This window comes from Mycobacterium sp. (assembly GCF_049647605.1).
In the GTDB taxonomy this organism is placed as follows: Bacteria; Actinomycetota; Actinomycetes; order Mycobacteriales; family Mycobacteriaceae; genus Mycobacterium.
The window spans coordinates 1-18956 of the sequence record NZ_JBARXZ010000011.1 but is presented as its reverse complement, the minus strand read 5'-3'; the positions used below and the strand labels follow the sequence as shown (position 1 = coordinate 18956).

Below are 18956 nucleotides of genomic sequence, written 5' to 3'. Positions count from 1 at the left end.
GACTTCACTGCGTGGCCTCTTTGGCACGCAGCGGCAACCTTAGTCGCGCGTCAAGCGTCGGTGTGTCACCCGGTGCGGACGCGCTGCGTCGGCTCCCAGTCTTTCGATCTTGTTCTCCTCGTAGCCACCGAAGTTGCCTTCGAACCAGAACCATTTGGCCTCGTTGTCGTCGTCTCCCTCCCACGCCAGGATGTGCGTGCAGGTGCGATCGAGGAACCAGCGGTCGTGGCTGATGACCACGGCGCAGCCGGGGAAACTCTCCAAGGCGTTTTCCAGCGACGACAACGTCTCCACGTCGAGATCGTTGGTGGGCTCGTCGAGCAGGATCAGGTTGCCGCCCTCTTTCAGGGTGAGGGCGAGGTTGAGTCGGTTACGTTCACCACCGGAGAGCACCCCGGCCGGTTTCTGCTGGTCAGGCCCCTTGAAGCCGAACGCAGACACATAGGCCCGGGACGGCACCTCGTTCTGGCCCACCTCGATGTAGTCCAGGCCGTCGGAGACGACCTCCCAGACGTTCTTCTTCGGGTCGATCCGCGACCGGCTCTGGTCGACGTAGCTGAGCTTGACCGTGTCGCCGACCTTGACGATGCCGCTGTCCGGGTCCTCCAGACCGACGATCGTCTTGAACAGGGTGGTCTTGCCGACACCGTTGGGTCCGATGACGCCGACGATGCCGTTGCGGGGCAACGTGAACGACAGATCCTTGATCAGGATGCGCCCATCGAAGCCCTTGTCCAGGTTTTCGACCTCGACGACGGTGTTACCCAGCCGCGGCCCGGTGGGGATCTGGATTTCTTCGAAGTCGAGCTTCCTGGTCTTCTCCGCCTCGGCGACCATCTCTTCGTACCGGCCCAGCCTGGCCTTGTTCTTGGCCTGGCGCGCCTTGGCGCCGGAGCGCACCCAGGCCAGTTCGTCCTTGAGCCGCTTCTGCAGCTTCTGGTCCTTCTTGCCCTGGACCGCGAGGCGCTCGGCCTTCTTCTCGAGATAGGTCGAGTAGTTGCCCTCGTAGGGGTAGGCGCGACCCCGGTCGAGTTCGAGGATCCACTCGGCCACGTTGTCGAGGAAGTAGCGATCGTGGGTGACCGCGAGGATGGCACCGGAGTAGGCCGCCAGGTGCTGCTCGAGCCACAACACGCTCTCGGCATCGAGGTGGTTGGTGGGCTCATCGAGCAGCAGCAGGTCCGGCTTGGACAGCAGCAGCTTGCACAGGGCGACGCGGCGCTTCTCACCTCCGGAGAGGTGTGTGACCGGCTCGTCCGGCGGCGGGCAGCGCAGTGCGTCCATCGCCTGCTCGAGCTGTGAGTCGATATCCCAGGCGTCGGCGGCGTCGAGCTCCTCCTGGAGCCGGCCCATCTCTTCCATCAGTTCATCGGTGTAGTCGGTGGCCATCAGCTCGGCGACCTCGTTGTACCGATTGAGCTTGGCCTTGACGGGGACGCCTTCCTCGACGTTCTCCCGGACCGTTTTCTCTTCGTTGAGCAGGGGCTCCTGCATGAGGATGCCCACCGTGGCGCCGTTGGCCAGGAACGCGTCGCCGTTGTTGGGCTTGTCCAGCCCGGCCATGATCTTCAGGACGCTCGACTTGCCGGCGCCGTTGGGTCCGACGACGCCGATCTTGGCGCCGGGAAGGAAATTCAGGGTGACGTCATCGAGGATGACCTTGTCGCCGTGGGCCTTGCGGACCTTCTTCATCGTGTAGATGAACTCAGCCATGCCGCAGTGTCGCCTTTCTGATCTATCGAGTGCCGTTTCGGTTCACTCGCGCACTCATCCTAGGGCGACCGGTATGTCTCCGATACGCCGCAGCTCAGGCGGTTGCCATAGTGATCACCGCGCGACCCTGTATTTCGCCTCGTGCCAGCGCGTCAAAAGCCTCGCCGGCGGCGTCGAGTGAGTAGGTCCGGGTCACGGTGTCCGCGACCGAGAATACGCCGCTGGCGGCCAGCTCGATCACAGCAGGCAGGTCCTGGCGGGTGCGCCCGCCGAAAGAGCCCAGCACTTTCATCCCGCGCCGCACCAGCGGGGTGATCTCCACATTGGCGGTTTCAGCCCCGGCCGCGATGCCGACGGCCACCATGCGGCCACCGTCGGCGAGCATCTTGATGGCCTGCTCGAATGTCTGCCGGCGACCCAGGACTTCGAAGGCCACGTCCACGCCGGCACCGTCGGTGAGCTCCCGCACCGCGGCCACCGCGTCGGTCGCCGACGAGTTGACGACGTGGTCGGCGCCCAGCGCTTGTGCCGCCAGCAGCTTGGTGTCGCTGATGTCGACGGCGATGACGCTCTGGGCCCCGGCCGCTTTCGCCAGCTGCACGATGCTGGAGCCCACTCCCCCGGTCGCGACCACCGCAACGGTCTCCCCGGCCTGCAGCTGGGCGGTCTGGTGGATGGCCCCGTAGGCGGTGAAGGCGGCGCAGCCCAGGATCGCGGCCTCGACCTCCGGCAATCCGCCGCGCAGGGGCGCCAGTGCGTGGACGGGGACCACCGAGTACTCGGCGAACCCCGCCATCGAGTACATGGCCAGGGGGCTGCCGTCGGCGCGGTGCAACCGGGTGGTGCCGTCGTACAACGTGCCCTTGAGTCGATTCTTGGCGAAGAACGGCAGGCACATGTCGTCGCGGCCACGTCGACATTGCCGGCACTCTCCACACGGCATGATGAATGCGCCGACCACCGGCGCCCCGATTTCGATACCGTCGGCCGGTGCGGTGCCGGGGCCCAGCGCCACGACGGTGCCGGAGATTTCGTGTCCGAGCACCGCGGGTGACGGGAAGGCGACTTCGCCTTTCATCACGTGCAGATCGGTATGGCACACCCCGCAGGCCGTGACCCGAACCAGCGCCTCGCCCTGTTTGGGTTCCGGCACCGGAATCTCCTCCACCGCCAGGCGCGGTCCGTCTCCGGTCCACACTGCGGCCCGCATGGTGTCGACCATCTGCTGCCTCCTCCCCTGCCGATTGTGACCTCACACTGCCGGTCGCGTCACCGCGAGACTACCGCCCGTCGGAGATCGCTTGTCCCACAACAACAGGCCTTGTTGCCGACCGACGCGCTGGAGATCTGCCCGGTGGGGATGCCCGACACCGGTATCGCCGGGCGCCCCACCGGGCGCGCACCATCAGGCGGTCAACGGCAGCGGTTCGTCGTCGACCGTGGTGTCCTCTTCGGCGCTGTCCGCGCCGGTTCCGGCACCGGCGTCTTCGCTCCCGGCCTCCTCGATGCCGGCCGAACCCGGCGCACCGCCGCCGGGGGTCGCGGTGTTCTGGTTGATCTTCTCGATGCGTGCCAGGTACCGCGACAGGTCGGGCCCGACGGCGGTGGCGCGCAACTCGGCCGACGATCGTTTGATGCCCTCGCGGTCCTCGTACTCGCTGGTGTAGACATGCCCGACCACGATCACGGCGTCGCCTTTGGCAAGGCTGCCGCTCACCCCGGCGGCCAGCTTGCCCCAGCAGTTCACGGTCAGATACAGGGAGTTGCCGGGTTCCCAGGCTCCGTCACCGGTGCGGCGGCGGGCGTTGCTGGCGAGGCGGAACTTCACCAGTTCCTGGTCGCCGACGCGGCGCCGCACCGGGTCGGTGACGATTCGTCCGGTCACGGTCAGTGGGGTCTCGAACATCGCGGTGTCCCTTCGTTTGTCTTCACAGGTGCGCCACCTGAGGCGGTGCCGCTGCCCCATTGAGCGCCGCGGCTCCGACATTCAGGCGACCCGCAGCACCGGCGCCACACCGGCCTGTGGATGAACTCGCAACTGTGGATTCGTGCCCACCAACACGAAGCGCCCGGCGAACCTCAGAGCGCGAAGCGTCCCGCAAAACCCCGTAGCGGCAGGTCGGCGCTGGTGATGATGCCGGGCGGGGCCGCCACCACCGAAGTGATCGCGTGCAGCGCCGGCATTCCGGTGACCGTCATCCCGATCGAGGCGAAGCTGCTCGGGTCCGACAGATCCACCCCGGGCTTGGGGAAGATCATGTGCTTGTTGTAGATACACGGATCGCCCTTGATCTGGGTGATGTAGCAGCCCTTGATATCCCAGCTGGGGTCGGTATGTGGGGTCATCTGCCACTCGAGGTGGGTCTCGACCCGGGGCACCCCGCCGACCATGCCCTGATACTTCAGATAGTTGCCGCCGAGCGAACCCTTGGGCAGGGTGTACCACCCCAGGTCCACATCCTTGGTGCAGGCGCCCAATTCGTAACTGAACGTCACCTCGTCGAGTTCGAGTCCGAAGCAGTCGGCCATCATGTAGACGCTGTCGGCGAACACCCGGGTGTACTTCTCCAGCTTCGCGGGTATCGACGGATCATCAACGGGCAGACCGTAACCCACTTCGATCCAGGTCTCCTTCGAATGATGACACGACACGTCGACGGATTCGATGGTGGTGACGTTCTCGATGGCGGCGACGTCCGCCGAACACGCGACCCCCAGGATCTGGTTCAGCCCCGGGTTCATCCCGGTGCCGTAGAAACTCGCGCCGCCCTTCTCGCAGGCCTGGGCCAGCAGCCGGCTGACCAACTTGCCGGAGTGATGGGGATGATTGTGATCGCGGTGCCAGCCGGTGATCCAGTCGGCGGTCGTCACGATGTTGATACCGGCCTCGAGCACCTGGACATAGAGGTCCTCGTCGGGAAACACTCCATGGAAGGTCAGCACATCGGGTCGCGCCGCGATGATCTCCTCCACACTGCCGGTGGCCAACACCCCGTTGGGCGCCAAGCCGGCCAGCACACCGGCGTCTTTGCCGATCTTCTCCGGCGAATAGCAGTGCACACCAACCAGTTCCAGGTCCGGTTCGACAGCGATGCGTTTGATCATCTCGGAACCGACGTTGCCGGTTGCCACCTGGAAGACGCGAATCGGATTGCCCATGTCGGTTCAGCCTTTCTCGTGTGCTGCGTAGACTTCGGCGGCGCTGCCGCCGATCCCGTCGGGATAGAACTGCTTGGCCCACTGACGAATCGCGGTGAAACCCTCGAGTTCACCACTGGCCAGAGCGGGTGGATCGGAATAGCGCTGGTGTGACCAGATGTGGATGTCCTGACGGAACTGCCGGATCACTTCGTTGCCGAAATCCTGTGCCCTCGTCTGATGCCGGGGCGCGTCCTTACCCGGTGTCCGACCGATGTAGACGATGAATCGCACGTCGCAGGTGCGCTCGTCGACCGGGGTGACGCACGAGATGGTGCGGTTGTCGATCATGCCCCAACTCTTGGTCACCGCAATGCCCAGTCCGCCGTTGACGGCCTCCACTCCGCTGCGAACGTCGTCGATCGATTGCCGGCCATCCCCTTCGAAGGTGATGGTGAAATCGACGTAGGAGACCGGCTCGTCGAAATCGTGTCGGGTGAAGATCGGATTGATCGGCGTGCCGTGGACGTACTTGAAGTGGGCAAAATCGACGCCGTTCTCCAGGACGTACTGCGGGTGCATCTCGTGTCCCTGCTCGAACAGTCGCTGCTGCGGGTAATAGTCGGCTGCGCTGCGGCCGTCGGCAAACGACGCGAACACATCCGGTGCAGCGAAGTACGGCTCCCGGCCGTCAGTGTCGAACCAGATGTAGACCGACTCGTTGCGTTCCACCACCGGATAGGTCCGCATCCGTCGACCCCGGTTGGGCCGCGGCTCGTACGGGATGCAGACGTTGCGCCCGTCGGCGTTCCACTGCCACCCGTGGAACGGGCACTGGATGACCTCGCCTTCCACCTTCCCGCCGAAACCGAGATGTGCGCCCAGGTGTTCGCAGTAGGCGTTCATCACCGACAGTCGGCCGGATGCGGAACGCCAGGCGATCAGGTCTTCGGAGAAGTACTTCATCCGGTGGACTTCACCGATACCGATCTCCTCGGTCCACGCCACCTGGAACCACCCCGTCGGCCTCATCGACAACGGCGGCTTTGCCATCTGCGGACCTCCCCTGCGGCCGGAGGCCGCGCCCAAGAATCATAGTGCCCACTACGATTCGATGGGAGGGGAAACCGTCAGAGACGAAGCCTGCATTAACATCGGCCAGATGACGGCACCCGGCACGCAGGGCAGACGCAGCAACCGGCGTGGCCTGGCAACCCGGGAGAACATGCTGGAGGCCGCGATCCGGTCACTGGCCTCCGGCGACCCCGGCTCGGTGTCGGCGGCCCGGATCGCCAAGGACATCGGCGCCACCTGGGGCGCGGTGAAGTACCAATTCGGCGATGTCGATGGGCTGTGGGCGGCCGTACTGCACCACACGGCCGAGCTCCGGGGTGCGCTGCCCGCACCGTCGGAGTCCGACGCGCCACTGCACCAGCGGGTCGCCGCGATCATCGACCTGCTCTATGACGGCCTCACCTCGGCGCATTCGCGTGCCATCGAGAATCTGCGGGCCGCGCTACCGTCGGATCCCGACGAACTGGAACGGCTCTATCCGCGCACCGCAGCGGAGTTCGTCTCCTGGGGACACTCCTGGAATGCCTCCTGCCAGCAGGCGTTTGCCGACCTGGGCGTCGACCCGGCCCGGATACTGGAAGTGGCTGCCTTCATCCCCGGCGCCATGCGCGGTATCACCTCGGAGCGCCAGCTCGGGTCCTTCACCGACCTCGAGGTGGCCAGACGCGGACTCACCAACGCGATCACGGCATACCTGAACCCGGTCTCGACCGACCAGGGCCGGCACCGGAGTCAGTGATCGCGTTCCCGACGGGCCAGTTCGGCAAGCATGTTGTTGTAGGCCGCCAGGTCGGCGTCCTCGTCGCGGTCGGCGGCGCGGTCCAACCGCTTCGCGGTGCGACGGTCGCTGCGCGTCCACTGGATCAACAGTGCGAGCAGCACCACCACCAGCGGCACCTCACCCGCCGACCAAGCGATGCCGCCGCCCAGCTTCTGATCGGCGAGAAGATCGTTCTGCCAAGGTAGCTGCAGCGACCGGTAGAAGGTCTCCCCGAGCACCGTGTTCATGCCCATCAGCACCACACCGAAAAACGCGTGCAGCGGCAGTGAGCCGAACACCATGGCCAGCTTGCCCAGATGCGGGATGGGTCGCGGTGTCGGGTCGATGCCGATCACCACCCAGTAAAAGACGTAGCCGGACAGCAGGAAATGGATGTTCATCGCGACGTGCCCGGCATGGCTGCCGGCGATGCTGTCGAAGATCCCGCCGAAGTACAGCCCGTAGAAGCCGCCGACAAACAGGGCGGTCGCCACGATCGGATTGGTGAGCAGCCGGGAGAACTTGCTGTGCAGCGCGGCGAGCAACCATTCGCGTGGACCGGGCGGATCGTTCTTGCCCGCCGCGGGCAGCGCCCGCAGCGCCAACGTCATCGGCGCACCGAGGACCAGCAGGATCGGAGTCAGCATCGACAGCAACATGTGCGCGCTCATGTGGACGCTGAAGACGGCCGGCATGTACCGCCCGATACCCGAAGAGGTGGCCACCAACAGCACCAGACACCCCAGCAGAAAACCGATGCTGCGGCCCACCGGCCAGACATCACCACGGCGCTGTAGCCGTCGCACCCCGGCCAGGTACACCAGGGCCATCACGATCGCGGCGGTACCCAACACCAGGTCAAAGCGCCAGTCGAACAACAGCCGGGCCACCGTCGGCGGACCGTCGAGGTTGTAGCCGAGCGCCACCTCGGTGGTCGACGGGTTCAGCGTCCGAGGTGGTGGCGGCGGGGTACGCCCCAACGCCACCGCGACACCGAAGGTCATCCCGAAGATCGCGGCCTCGGTCAGCGCCAGGCGCACCAGCGGGCCACGGGCGCTCGGGTCGGCCGCCAGCGCGGCCACCCCGACCCGTCGTTGCCGCCAGCCCAGCACTCCCAGCGCCACCAGCGCACTGATCTTGGCCAGGATCAGCAGCCCGTACCGGGTGTCGAAAAGGTCCTCGGGACGCATCCGCACCAACGCGTTGATGACACCGGAGAGACCCATCGCCACAAAACACCACAGGGCCACGGCGGAGAATCGCCGCGCGGCGACGTCCGCGTGCCGGTCGCGGCGCAAGGCATGTGCCAGCAGCGCCAGCAGCCCGCCGGTCCACAGCGCCGCGGCGAACAGGTGGATCAGCAGGCTGTTGGTGGCCACATCGTGGGATCCGCCCGAGGACGAATGCCCGGTCAGACCGAGCGGCAGCAGGGTGGCCAGGGCGGCTGCACACAGCAAGGGTGTCCAGGACCAGCGCAGCACCGGAATGCTGATCAAGGTCACCGCGGCCGCCAGGATGGCGGTCCAGCGCCAGGCATCGGCCGTTTCGACCAGGCTGGCCAAGGACCACATGGTGAGTGGATTCAGGTGGTCGCGCAGTGGTTGGCCGGAGACATCGGAGATGGTCAGCGGCACCATCAGCGTGGCACACACCGCCCAGACCCCGGAGGCGATGCTGCCGGTTCGGATCGCGCGATAGCCGGCTGCGTCGAGCACACCCGACTGCTGCGGAGGCACAAAAAACGCCGCGAACAGAAAGGCCCCCACCGCCACGACGGCGGCGATCTCACCGGCGGCCCGGACAAACGGCAGCCCGACGGTGGTGACGGGCCCCGGGTCGGGCAGCCCGGTCGCGGTCAGTGCGTCGGTCAGCGATAGCGCCGCCAACGCGGCGGCGGTGACCCCGGCGAGCACGCCGACGCCGACCAGAATCGGCCACACCGCCGAACGCGGGGTGGTACGAGAAGCCGATGCTGCCGGTGCGGTCACCCGTCCAGGGTAGGCCGCAGGAATCCGACCTACTACACGGTGTCAGACTTCTGCCGGGATCGGTGCTCGCGGTCGACGAACTGCTGGCGGGAGACCAGGTCGATGCGGTCCATGTCGGCCAGCACACCGCGCAGCTCCGCCAGGAAAGCGGCGCGCCGCTCGGGCAAATCGGGTGCCGGGGTGAGCAGACGCTGATCGGCGACCACTTGACGGGCCGTCGTGAACAGCAACGCCGATACCGACTCGGTGCTGCGTACCCGGTCCTGCGCCGCGTACTGCCGCCCCACGCCGAGAGCCCGCTCGGTCAGTTCCTTTTCGCTGACCTCGGCCGGCATATCCCGTAGCACGTCGGCCACGACCTCGTAGGCCTCGAAGAACGACCTCAGCATGGCGTGTGCCATCAACGGCCGTTTGGCGAACAGCAGCCCTTCGATCTCCTCACCGCCGGCGGCGACGTGTTCTTCCCAATCAGCCTGCCAGGCCATCTCCTCGGTGATGTTGGCCCGGAATGCCGCCGAGTCGGCGAAGTAGAAGTCGAATTTCAGCAGATCACGCAACCGCATCGCCTGGGCCCAGAACGCCTCCACCCGGTCGCCGTCGGCGCGGCTGGCGTAGGTCAGGGCCAGCTCGACGATGGAGGTCTCCAGGAACGCGTGGATGAGGGTGTTCCGGTAGAACGCCGCCTCGTGCTGGTGGTCGGCGGTGATCCGCCAGACCGGCTCCCGGCCACCGTCGACCCGGGTGATGGGGTGCCCGCCGGAGAGCGCGTCCAGAGCGGCACGCACACCGTCGGGGCTGCGCAGTCGTCGCGCACTGTCGGTGACCGGCGTCTGCTTGCGCTCCAGATAGTCCAGGGAGTCCTGCACGGTGTGGTGCACCTGGTTCAGGGTCAGCGCGATTCCGTTGGTGGTCAACAACAGTCCCGCAACCAGCCCGGTGGCGTTGATGGGTGTCACCCGCAGGATCCGCCACGCCACCTCGAAGGCCATCTTCTGCATGGCCAACCGTTTGACATCGGGGTCCAAGCCGGTGTCGTCGGCCCCGGGCCCGTGCGGAGTTCCGAGATACTGTGCCATCGAGACCGCTTCGGGGAACCGGACATAGATCTTGCCGTAGTTGCGCTCCCCCTGCGCCTTGATGAAGTTGTAGAGCCAACTCATCCCTTCGGGGGCTTTTTCTCCGCCGCGGGCGTAGGCGGCGTACTCCGCCGTCTCGTGCAGCTGATCGAAGCTGATCGACACCGGCTGCAGCAAGATGTCGTCGCTGCGCCCCTCCAGATAGGCGTCGGCGACGTAGGCGAGCAGACCGAGCTTGGGCGGCAACATCTTTCCGGTTCGTGACCGGGTACCCTCGATCGACCAACTCAGATTGAACCGCTTCTCCACGATGTAGCCGACGAACTCGCGCAGCACATACTTGTAGAGCGGGTCGTCGAGCTTGCGGCGGATGAAGATGACACCGGAGCGGCGCAGCAGCGGCCCCATCGGACCGAAGGACATGTTGATCCCCGCGAACAGATTGGCCCGCGGTAGCCGGTTCTCCTGCAGCGCCACCGTCAGCACTGCGCTGTCGAGGTTGGACCGGTGTGACCACAACATGACTGCCGGATGGGTCTCCAGCGCCTGCCGCATGACCTCGACCTGCTCGGGCAGATAGTCGATGTTGGGGTCGAATCCGCGGCTGTAGATGAACTTCGAGAAGTTCGGGATCAGATCAACGGAGAAGCGGCTCCACCCGGTCGCGAGCTCGTCGAGGATCTCCCCGGCCGCTTCCACCGAGGCGCCCGGAATCTGATCGAGACCGGCGCGAAAACGTGAGGAGGCCAACATCTCCGGCTTCACCAGCCTCGGCGACTTGTATTCGGGTCCCAGCAGCCGGTATTCGATGCGCTCGATCGCCAGGCTGGCGCGCCGCAGCACAAATCGGGCAAAGTCGCGGGGGCTGTCCCCCACGGTGGTGTCCTGGTACTGCTGGCGCAGTTCGGAGACCTTGGCGGGTTCACCGGTCACCACCCTGGCCCGGCTGGGGTCGCGCCGAAGAATGCGGCGCTGCAAGATCTCCGGCGGTCGGTAGGTGTCGCGGCCGGACAGCCAACCGACCACCTTGACCCGAGTGGGTAGTCCGCCCGGAGCCCAGAAGACCCGGACCGGTACCACCGACCTGTCCTCCCCCACCTCGAGTTCCTGGACCAGCTGGGCGATCACCCCGGCCGGCGGCTCTTCGTTCTCACCCGGCAGTTGCAACACCGCGACTTCGAGTTCGGGATGGGCTTGGCGTTGCCCGCGGATCCAGTCGTCGAGCATGTCGTGTTCGGCCGGCGACGACACCGACGCCAGGATCAGCGAGTCGTCCCCGATCTCGACGACGGGGATGTCGCTGGTGGATCCGGCGGTCATGGACGTCCCCGGACGTTCTTGCGCGACGGCTGACCATCGCTGTTCGCTTTTGCCGCAGTCTTTTTGGCCGGCTTGTGGTGATCCGGCTCGTGTTGATACGGCGGTGCCGTGGGCAGCTGGTCGGCCGGCCAGTTCGCCAGGGTGTCCAGGTAGAGCTGGCGCACCTCGGCGATGCGGTCATCGAGGTTCTCGGGAGTCCAGTCGGCGACCGAGATCGGCGGGAACACCGCGATATCGACAGTGCCGGGGTTCATCACCGACGAGTCCCTGGCGGCGATCACCTCCGCATTGCGGATCACCACCGGGATCACCGGCACGCCGGCGGCCATGGCGATGCGGAACGGGCCCTTCTTGAACGGACCGACCTCGTGGGTGTCCAGGCGAGTGCCCTCCGGGGCGATCACGATCGAGAGGCCGTTGCGCGCCGCCTCCTCAACCTTGTGCAGCGATTCGACGGCGGACTTGGCGTCGTCGCGATCGATGAAGACAGCGTCGATGAGTTTGCCCAGGGAGCCGACCAGGGGGTCGTTCTCGAGTTCCTTCTTGGCGACGCCGGTGAAGTTGTCGCGGACCAGTGAACAGGTGATCACCGGGTCGAAGTTGTTGCGGTGGTTGAACAAGAACACCGCAGGGCGTTGGGCGGTGAGGTTCTCCCGACCGAGGACGTTGAGCTGAACTCCGCTGGCCGCCAACAGTGTTTGCGTCCAATTCGTGGTGAAGAAGTTGACGCCGCGACGCCGGTTGCGGGTCAGCAGTCCCCAGCCGAGGGCGCCATAGGCCACCGGGAGCATGGTGCCCACACCCGCCAATGTCCGGATCGCTCCGGACAATCCACTGCCGCCGCGGCTGGAGAACTTCAGGATGGGCCAGCCGCGTTGTCGCGCAACGGCGGCCATCTTGCCTTCGGGGTTGGTGGGCCGCGGGTTGCCGACGAGGTACATCAGGGCGACGTCCTCGTCACCGTCGGCGTAGAAGTAGCTGTCGTGCAAGTCGATGTCGTGTTCGGCGGCGAACTTCTGCACCGCGTTGGCCTTGCCCGGGCCCCATAGGATCGGTTCGACGATCGAGCCCGTCACCACGCCGTCGTCGTCGACGACAAATCGGTTGGTCAAGGTATTGGGGATGCCGAGGAATCGGGCGACCGGTTCTACCTGGATGGTCAGTGCCGACGAGCTCAGGCACACTGTGTGGCCCCGTTCCAGGTGCGCCCGGACCAGTTCTCGCATCTCCGGGTAGATCCGGGATTCGATCTTCTGTTTGAACAGCCGCTCGCCCAGCTGGTCCAGATCGCTGAGTGGGCGGCCCCGCATCGCCTTCGAGGCGGCGGTGATGAGGTTCTCGAACTCGCGACGCCCCAGTTTGTGGTTGAGGCCGGCCTGGATCATCCCGAAGAAATCACCGATACCGAGCTGGCGGGACAGGAATTGTTCCTGGGTGAGGATGACGCCGGTGAACCCGGCGACCAGCGTGCCGTCCAGGTCGAAAAAGGCGCCGATGTGCGGTCCCCGGGGGCTGGCCTTGACTTCGGCCACCGAACCGGGAAGCCGGAGATCGCGGGACTCGGAATCGGAAGAGGTCATGACCGGCCCTCCGTATCGTTGGAAGGGTCGGTGAACGATGCCGGGACCGAGACCGGCGGTGGCTCACCGGCGAGGGTGAGCACTTCATCGAAACCCGCCCGCAGGCAGTGGGCGAACAGGGCTTCGTCGGTGACGGCGGCACGATCGTAGCGGGCGGAAATGGTGCAGAACCCGCTGCGCGATACCAGCACCACCATCATGGCAACCCCGGGTAGCGGGCCAAGTCCGTACTGCCGTAACACTTTTGCCCCGGCGATGAAGGTGTCACCCTGGTACACCGGCACATTGCTGGCCTGGACGTCGGAGGCGATCACCGAACCGGTGATCGACTCCAGCACCGCGTCGGGCAGCAGCGACAACACCGGTGCCATCGACCCGATGACGTCGATGGCGGCTTCTTCCCGGCGATGCATCATCTGGGACCGGATATCGCGGATCCGTTCGGCCGGGTCGGTGGTCCCCACCGGCGCCGCAAGATTGACGCCGGTGAACCGGTTACCGCCTGCGGCATCGGATTCGGCCCGCAGATTCACCGGGATCGCCATCGGGATGGTGGCCACCGGCACCCCCAGGGCCTCGTGGTAGAGCCGCAGCGCCGCGCACAAGCCGGCCAGGTAGGCGTCGTTGATGGATCCCTCGGCAGCTTTGGCGGCCCGGTGTAGATCGGAGAGTTTGACGTCGATGGCCTCGGTCCGGCTGGTGAGGCTGCGACGGCGCAGCAGCGGCGAGGGCTCGGCGGCCTGGCGCATCATCCGGCGTCCCGATATCGCGTATTCGAGTACCCCATTCACCGCGGCACCGGGATCTCCGACCATCTTGCCGACCGCCCCGACGGCGCCGACCACGGCGTCGCGCACCCCGCCGACCAGAGCGCCCGGCAGGGACGTCAGTCCGTGGCGCATCAGGTCGTTGGACGACAGGTCTTGTGGGATGGGCAGTGGCGGCGCCGGCTGGGGTTCGGGGTCGCGCTCCAGGTCATAAATCTGGGCGAACATCTCGACGCCACCCACACCGTCGGTCACCGCGTGGCTCAGGTGCAGCAACTGAGCGGCCCGCCCGCCTTCGAGACCTTCGATCAGCGTTGCGCTCCACAGCGGCCGGGAGATGTCCAGCGGTGACTGCTGGATGACCTCGGCCAGATCGAACACCTGACGTAGGGTGCCCGGCTCCGGAACCCGGACCCGTCGCACGTGAAAGTCCAGGTTGAAGTCGGGGTCGACGACCCAGCGTGGCGCCGCCGTCGGCAGCGTCGGCATCACCACCTTTTGCCGGAGCCGCAAAATGGTGCGCGAGGCGTACTCGAAGTTGCGCCGGTAACGCTCCCAGTCCGGGGTGGTGTCCAGCAACTCCAGGGCCATGATGCCCGACCGGGTGCGCGGATTGGCCTCGCCGCGATGCAGCAGTTGATCGACCGCCCCCAGTTCATCGGACAATCCGCTCGTCACACAGTTCTCCTGTCGAAACCCGATTCCGTTTGCATGTTCGCACCACGCTAGTCGGCCCACACCACCGGCGGGTGTCGAATGTGCGGATAGCGCCGTCACCCTGGGCGACGCTCCGAAACCGAGTGTCAGCAGGGCGAATTCAACTAGCTGACCTCGGGGATCAGCTGGCCGGCGTGGCGCGCATCCGCCGGGTCGCGTACTGGATGTGGCTGCCGTAGGTGACGCCGAGGAACTGGGCGACGGCATCGGCGGCGAGCTGGGAGCGCACAGTTGCCAGCGCGTCGAAGGCGTGATGTGCATTCGGCAGCTCGGCGTGGGCCACCACCGGCGCGCCCGCCCCGCGCAGGGCTGTCACAAAATCCCGGGCCTGGGCGCGCGGGATCAGGGCGTCCTCGCTGCCGTGCAGCACAAAAAACGGCGGGGCGTCGCGGTGCACGTGGTAGATCGGCGAAGCCGCCTCGTAGAGCGCCCGGTTCTCGGCGAGGCTGGCCCGCATCACGAACTGTTCGAGGAACGGCACCATCAACGGTGTCATGGTGGCGGTATTGGTCAGGTCGTAAGCGCCGTAGTACGGCACCGCCGCCTGGACACTGGTGTCGGCCTGTTCGAAACCCGGCTGCAATGTCGGATCTCCGACTGTCAACGCCGCCAGAGCTGCCAGGTGCCCGCCCGCCGAACCGCCGGTGATGGCGATGTAGTTCGGGTCGCCGCCATAGTCGGCGATGTTGTCCCGCACCCACGCGATGGCCCGCTTGACGTCGATGATGTGCGCCGGGAAGGCCCGGCCCGGGCTGCGACTGTAGTTGATGGACACGCAGATCCAGCCCAGCTCGACCATCCGGCTCATCAGCGGGTACGCCTGGCCGCGCTTCTCACTGAGCGCCCATGCGCCGCCGGGCACCTGCAGCAGGACCGGGGCCGGGCGGTCCGTCGGCAGGTCGGGCCGACGCCAGATGTCGAGCAGGTGGTCGCGGCCGTTGGGGCCGTAGGAGATGTTGGTGGTGGTCGCGGCGTATCGGCGACGGTGTTGGGTGGCGTGCCAGAAGCCGGCCAGGCTGGGCCGGTGGGCCTGGAATTCCAGGGGGTGCACGACGGCGTCCCGGTTACCGACGGTCTCGGCCAGCGCCTCTTCGAGGACGGAATTGGCACGCTGCGAAGCCAGGGTGCAGCTGATCCGTTCCAACGGGGTGGCACGCAGGGCCGACAAGGCATGCCCGGCCACCGCTTGGGGTGTGAATTCGGAGGCCACCCATCCGGTCAGCCATCGGGCCAGCGACGGGCCGCTGCGGGCCACGAGCGCACCCGCCCGGTAGGACCGGGGATCGGCGGCCAGCCGTAAGACCTGCGCTCCCGCCGCCGAAGCGCGGGAGACGTCTGTCGCAATGCCCATCGCACATGCACCTTCGCAGTCACGTACGGGCGCTTTCGCCCGCCGCGGCGTGGAACCTGCGAGTCCCGGGTGTGCCGCGGATCACAACCGTAGCTAATTTTGACGACGCCGACGGCGATTTCCTGGACGCGTCGTAGCGATTTTCGAAACACGCAGGTAGATCGGTCTGCAATCGAGATGTCTTCGTGATGTGCACCGAAACCCGTCCCGAACTATCTGTCCTGGTCAGCCGGATGACAGTGACCCGCATTTGAGAGTCACGGCGTCATTTGTCGGCAGCCGCTGCCCAGCTCCCACGCCCTGCCCGCGCGACCATTCGGGCTGTTCACAGCGTTTGCCACCGGTACACCACCCGCTCGCGCAGCGGTCGCCGACCTGGCGCAGCGAACCGGTTGAATGACAACCAACCCGCCACACAGCCGTCCCACCGCGACGGGCCGCCCGTCGGTGCCCAAATCCCCTGCACCAACCGCGATGTGGCCGGTCCGACGGTGCTGGTTGGCGGTCATTCCCGCCACCGCCACATGGCCAGTTACACTTTTGGGCGCGTTGCCTCCGTAGCTCAGTTGGATAGAGCAAGGGCCTTCTAATCCCTAGGTCGCAGGTTCGATTCCTGCCGGGGGCGCTGGTCAAGACCGGTACCAGCGGTACCGCTACATGCACAACTACACACAATGGCCGTTTGGGCTGACTACACCTCTGATCAGCGATAACCCGGTAGGCTTCCCCAGCTATGGGGCGGATAGGCATAGCAGCGTTGATGCTGGCGACAGTCGGATGTGGGGCGCAGACGACGGAGACAGCCGTCACAGAGACGGTGACAGAAACCTCCACCTCAACGGTCGCACTCTACGGTGACGCGCTGCTAGGTCAGCGACTCCGAGACGGCAACATGACCATCAGGGATGAAGACTTGCCGGCCTACATTCCGATGGCTCACCAAGTGTGCAGCCTGATCGACGGGTCTACGGCGCCGGTAGAGGACCAGTATGCCAATACGGTCAATTTGCTTCACGAGATGGGCAGCGAGAAAGACGTGTTCAGCACTATTTATCGAACCGCCGTGTTCGTGGACGGCTCGATCATGGCTTATTGCCCGCAGTATGTCGGCCTGATTCCGTAGGTCCACTGCTGTGCCCACGTTCGTCACCCGCGTCAAGGTCACCCAGGTCGACGACTACCAGCCTCCCCCGGAAGCGATTGCTGAACCGGCGGGGTATCCGGCGTGGGTCATGGAGTGGACCGTGGTCGATCAGGGGCGTGAGGATTCGTTTCGACACGCTCTGTATGCGATCGCTGATGCCCGGAGGATGACGATGAACCTGCTGAAGGAACGCCCGCCGGCCCACCGAGCAATCCTTCAAATGGCGTGTCGAGTACTCGTGTGACATCGGCTCGGTGCCCGACCATTGCGTGGTGGCGGCGGCGGAACCCGTTCGCGCCGTCCTCGTCTGGGAACTCAGCGATACCTTTACCGAACAGGCAGTCTGGGCAGGACACGACAAATCTCATGCGGTGCCGCCTAACTCCTGCTGGGCTGGAGTGTTGGGAACTCGGCCGCAGTGGTGGTTGCGCCCGCCTTGATCGCTTTACCGACAGCGGCGAGGCCGTTGATGTCGTCGGGCTCCCACTTGTCATGCGCGGAGCCGGTGCGGGTTTCGAGCTGCTCGATTGTCATACCCAGGCCATCGAACGCGCCGATGATGCTGGTGGCCGTGGGTTGCCTACCACGGGCCGGTGCAGGCTGGTCAGGCAGCGGTTCGATGAAGAACGGTTTTCGCTGACCACGGCTCGTCGTCAGCGCGATCTTCAACCGCTTCTCGATGCCAGAGATGTGCGAGACACGGATGCCGCCGACATCCTGCCCACCGAACTTGACGTCAGCGTCGCGGTACAGCGTCATACGCTTACCGACCCTCGTCTGATTCGGATCCCCAGACGGCGGCGAGGATGCGCCTCACCGTCTTTGACGGGCGGAAGGGGCGGCCGGGGAACTCTGTCAGGTCAACATCGAGAGGCTGTTCGTCCGACGATTTCCTGACGACCTTCTCGATGGTGACGGTCCGCGTCGAGGTCAATAAGTCCTCGGCGTTGAGCTGGTCAGATTTCGGGGCCAAAGTGTCGGAAATGTCCATAGTCAGATCACAATCACTAGTTCGTCGTCACGTTCGTGGACCATTCGGGTTCGCGCCGGGCCGTAAGCCTGTCGGACTGAAGTGGGTGGGCTGATGCGTATCGAGTTCAATGCCGCCGGTTTTCGGGAGTTGCTGACATCGGCGGGTGCGCAGTCCCTCGTTGATAAACATGCTGATGCGTTGGCAGGCCGCGCCAATGCGGTTCCGTCCACCACGTCACCTGCGGCGACGGAACCGTGTTACGAGGTCGAGGACGGCTCCGACGGTGATCGGGCTCGGCGGCGGGTGAAGACCACCGGCACACGCGCGGCTAGGCATGAAGCGAAAACTCAGGCGCTGCAGAGGAACATTTAATGCCCGCACTGGTGGTGTTCCCCGACGCCGATGTGATCGCCCACAAGATGCTGGCGCAGGGTCTCGTTGAGCACGGCGTCACCGGGATCGATATCGCAACGCAGTTGCCGTCGCCGATGCCGGATCGGTTCATTCGCTGCTTCACGTTGCCGGGTCGGGAGATGAGTCGACGAACCCAGTGGTGTCAGGTCATCACCCAAGTTTATGACAGTGACGATGAAGTGCGGTGCGCGGATTTTGGGGCGCCTTTGTGGTGCGATCCTGCGAGCCGCGCCGGACACCGAAATTGATGGAGAACAGCCGATCAGCGAACCGTGTGAACAACACGGCCCGTTCCCTACCGAGGATCCCGAGCTGCCTGGCGTGCCCCGCGTCCAGGTCAACCACACCTGGACTGTGCAGTCCACGGTGTGAACACGTAACTAGCACAACACAAGCCAAGGTTGCCCCCCACCATCCGGTGTAGGGGGTTTTCGTCGTGCCCCTCCGATGTTGGGGCGCAACCCTTCCAGGAGGAAATTGTGGCGCACACCAACGTCAAGAACACCTTTGTCGGCGTCCCCAAAGTCAACGGCGGCATCTGGCGGGTCGACCAGCACATCGCCCTGCCCACCAACGCCTACGACCCACGCCCCGTCAATGGAATTCACCAACTGGGCGGTGTCTCCGATGAGGGCTACACCTACAACACCGAACGCCAGACCGACAAGAAAAAGGACTGGAACGGCGATAAGGTGCGCTCGGTCCAGACCTCCAGGACGACACCTTGGAGTTGACGTTCATCGAGTTCCTCAACCCGAACGTCATGTCGATCGCCCATGGTGACGCCAACGTGGTTGTGGCGCCGGCCACCGCTGTGACCGCGCTCGCTGAAATTCCCCACTGACGCTCACTGAAATTCCCCACCTGTGTGGCTCCGCCGAGAAGGGCGGGCCTCCCTCGATGCTGCTGGTGTCTGACGCCAGTAGCTCCAGTCGAAGGAG

18 protein-coding genes and 1 tRNA gene are annotated in these 18956 nt (G+C 65.5%); 7 read left to right on the top strand and 12 right to left on the bottom strand.

Annotated features, from left to right (window positions below; translation table 11 throughout):
* Positions 1 to 39 precede the first annotated feature (39 nt).
* The 5 genes from ettA to WBB07_RS01450 form a co-directional block, all read right to left on the bottom strand.
* Positions 40 to 1713, bottom strand: coding sequence for an energy-dependent translational throttle protein EttA (gene ettA / locus WBB07_RS01470; RefSeq protein WP_526304044.1), 1674 nt, complete (start codon positions 1711 to 1713; stop codon positions 40 to 42).
* A gap of 94 nt (positions 1714 to 1807) precedes the next feature.
* Entirely contained in the window at positions 1808 to 2935 is a 1128-nt protein-coding gene (locus WBB07_RS01465; RefSeq protein ID WP_526304042.1) for a zinc-binding dehydrogenase, read from the bottom strand.
* Positions 2936 to 3118: 183 nt separating this feature from the next.
* Positions 3119 to 3619, bottom strand: coding sequence for a single-stranded DNA-binding protein (locus WBB07_RS01460; RefSeq protein WP_526304040.1), 501 nt, complete (start codon positions 3617 to 3619; stop codon positions 3119 to 3121).
* Between the two features lie 173 nt (positions 3620 to 3792).
* The gene (locus WBB07_RS01455) at positions 3793 to 4872 is read right to left on the bottom strand and encodes an NAD(P)H-dependent amine dehydrogenase family protein (RefSeq protein WP_526304038.1); all 1080 of its coding nucleotides are present in this window, start codon (positions 4870 to 4872) and stop codon (positions 3793 to 3795) included.
* Positions 4873 to 4878: 6 nt separating this feature from the next.
* Positions 4879 to 5904 carry a Rieske 2Fe-2S domain-containing protein gene (locus tag WBB07_RS01450; protein WP_526304036.1) on the bottom strand — a complete coding sequence of 342 codons (1026 nt, stop codon included), beginning with the start codon at positions 5902 to 5904 and terminating at the stop codon, positions 4879 to 4881.
* Positions 5905 to 6013: 109 nt separating this feature from the next.
* Here WBB07_RS01450 and WBB07_RS01445 point away from each other — a divergent pair, with 109 nt between their 5' ends.
* Positions 6014 to 6664, top strand: a complete 651-nt coding sequence (locus WBB07_RS01445; RefSeq protein ID WP_526304034.1) for a TetR/AcrR family transcriptional regulator — start codon at positions 6014 to 6016, stop codon at positions 6662 to 6664.
* Here WBB07_RS01445 and WBB07_RS01440 read toward each other — a convergent pair.
* From WBB07_RS01440 to WBB07_RS01420, 5 genes are all read right to left on the bottom strand, one after another.
* Positions 6658 to 8673: a bifunctional copper resistance protein CopD/cytochrome c oxidase assembly protein gene (locus WBB07_RS01440; RefSeq protein WP_526304032.1), complete on the bottom strand. Its 2016-nt coding sequence runs from the start codon at positions 8671 to 8673 to the stop codon at positions 6658 to 6660. The two genes, WBB07_RS01445 and WBB07_RS01440, sit on opposite strands and share 7 nt — an antisense overlap.
* 32 nt (positions 8674 to 8705) lie before the next feature.
* On the bottom strand, positions 8706 to 11069 hold the full coding sequence (locus tag WBB07_RS01435; protein ID WP_526304031.1) for a glycerol-3-phosphate 1-O-acyltransferase: 2364 nt from the start codon (positions 11067 to 11069) through the stop codon (positions 8706 to 8708).
* Entirely contained in the window at positions 11066 to 12649 is a 1584-nt protein-coding gene (locus tag WBB07_RS01430; RefSeq protein ID WP_526304029.1) for an HAD-IB family hydrolase, read from the bottom strand. The genes WBB07_RS01435 and WBB07_RS01430 overlap by 4 nt, the downstream gene beginning before the upstream one ends.
* Entirely contained in the window at positions 12646 to 14094 is a 1449-nt protein-coding gene (locus WBB07_RS01425; RefSeq protein ID WP_526304027.1) for a wax ester/triacylglycerol synthase family O-acyltransferase, read from the bottom strand. The genes WBB07_RS01430 and WBB07_RS01425 overlap by 4 nt, the downstream gene beginning before the upstream one ends.
* A 160-nt stretch (positions 14095 to 14254) precedes the next feature.
* Positions 14255 to 15484, bottom strand: coding sequence for an alpha/beta hydrolase (locus tag WBB07_RS01420; protein WP_526304025.1), 1230 nt, complete (start codon positions 15482 to 15484; stop codon positions 14255 to 14257).
* 551 nt (positions 15485 to 16035) lie between these two features.
* Here WBB07_RS01420 and WBB07_RS01415 point away from each other — a divergent pair.
* The 3 genes from WBB07_RS01415 (at position 16036) to WBB07_RS01405 (ending at position 16872) form a co-directional block, all read left to right on the top strand.
* Positions 16036 to 16109 (top strand) — tRNA-Arg (locus WBB07_RS01415).
* 135 nt (positions 16110 to 16244) lie between these two features.
* Positions 16245 to 16607, top strand: coding sequence for a DUF732 domain-containing protein (locus WBB07_RS01410; protein ID WP_526304023.1), 363 nt, complete (start codon positions 16245 to 16247; stop codon positions 16605 to 16607).
* A 10-nt stretch (positions 16608 to 16617) separates the two neighbouring features.
* Positions 16618 to 16872 (top strand): hypothetical protein, encoded by a 255-nt coding sequence (locus tag WBB07_RS01405; protein WP_526304021.1) that lies wholly within the window; start codon positions 16618 to 16620, stop codon positions 16870 to 16872.
* Between the two features lie 134 nt (positions 16873 to 17006).
* Here WBB07_RS01405 and WBB07_RS01400 read toward each other — a convergent pair whose 3' ends face one another.
* Entirely contained in the window at positions 17007 to 17387 is a 381-nt protein-coding gene (locus WBB07_RS01400; RefSeq protein ID WP_526304019.1) for a hypothetical protein, read from the bottom strand.
* Positions 17388 to 17391: 4 nt separating this feature from the next.
* Positions 17392 to 17619, bottom strand: a complete 228-nt coding sequence (locus tag WBB07_RS01395; RefSeq protein ID WP_526304017.1) for a hypothetical protein — start codon at positions 17617 to 17619, stop codon at positions 17392 to 17394.
* Between the two features lie 93 nt (positions 17620 to 17712).
* On the opposite strand from WBB07_RS01395, the gene WBB07_RS01390 reads away from it, so the two are divergent.
* The 3 genes from WBB07_RS01390 (at position 17713) to WBB07_RS01380 (ending at position 18749) form a co-directional block, all read left to right on the top strand.
* Positions 17713 to 17973, top strand: a complete 261-nt coding sequence (locus WBB07_RS01390; protein WP_526304015.1) for a hypothetical protein — start codon at positions 17713 to 17715, stop codon at positions 17971 to 17973.
* Positions 17973 to 18263 carry a hypothetical protein gene (locus tag WBB07_RS01385; protein WP_526304013.1) on the top strand — a complete coding sequence of 97 codons (291 nt, stop codon included), beginning with the start codon at positions 17973 to 17975 and terminating at the stop codon, positions 18261 to 18263. Before WBB07_RS01390 ends, WBB07_RS01385 begins: the two co-directional genes overlap by 1 nt.
* Positions 18264 to 18494: 231 nt before the next feature.
* Positions 18495 to 18749: a hypothetical protein gene (locus WBB07_RS01380; RefSeq protein WP_526304011.1), complete on the top strand. Its 255-nt coding sequence runs from the start codon at positions 18495 to 18497 to the stop codon at positions 18747 to 18749.
* Positions 18750 to 18956 lie beyond the last annotated feature (207 nt).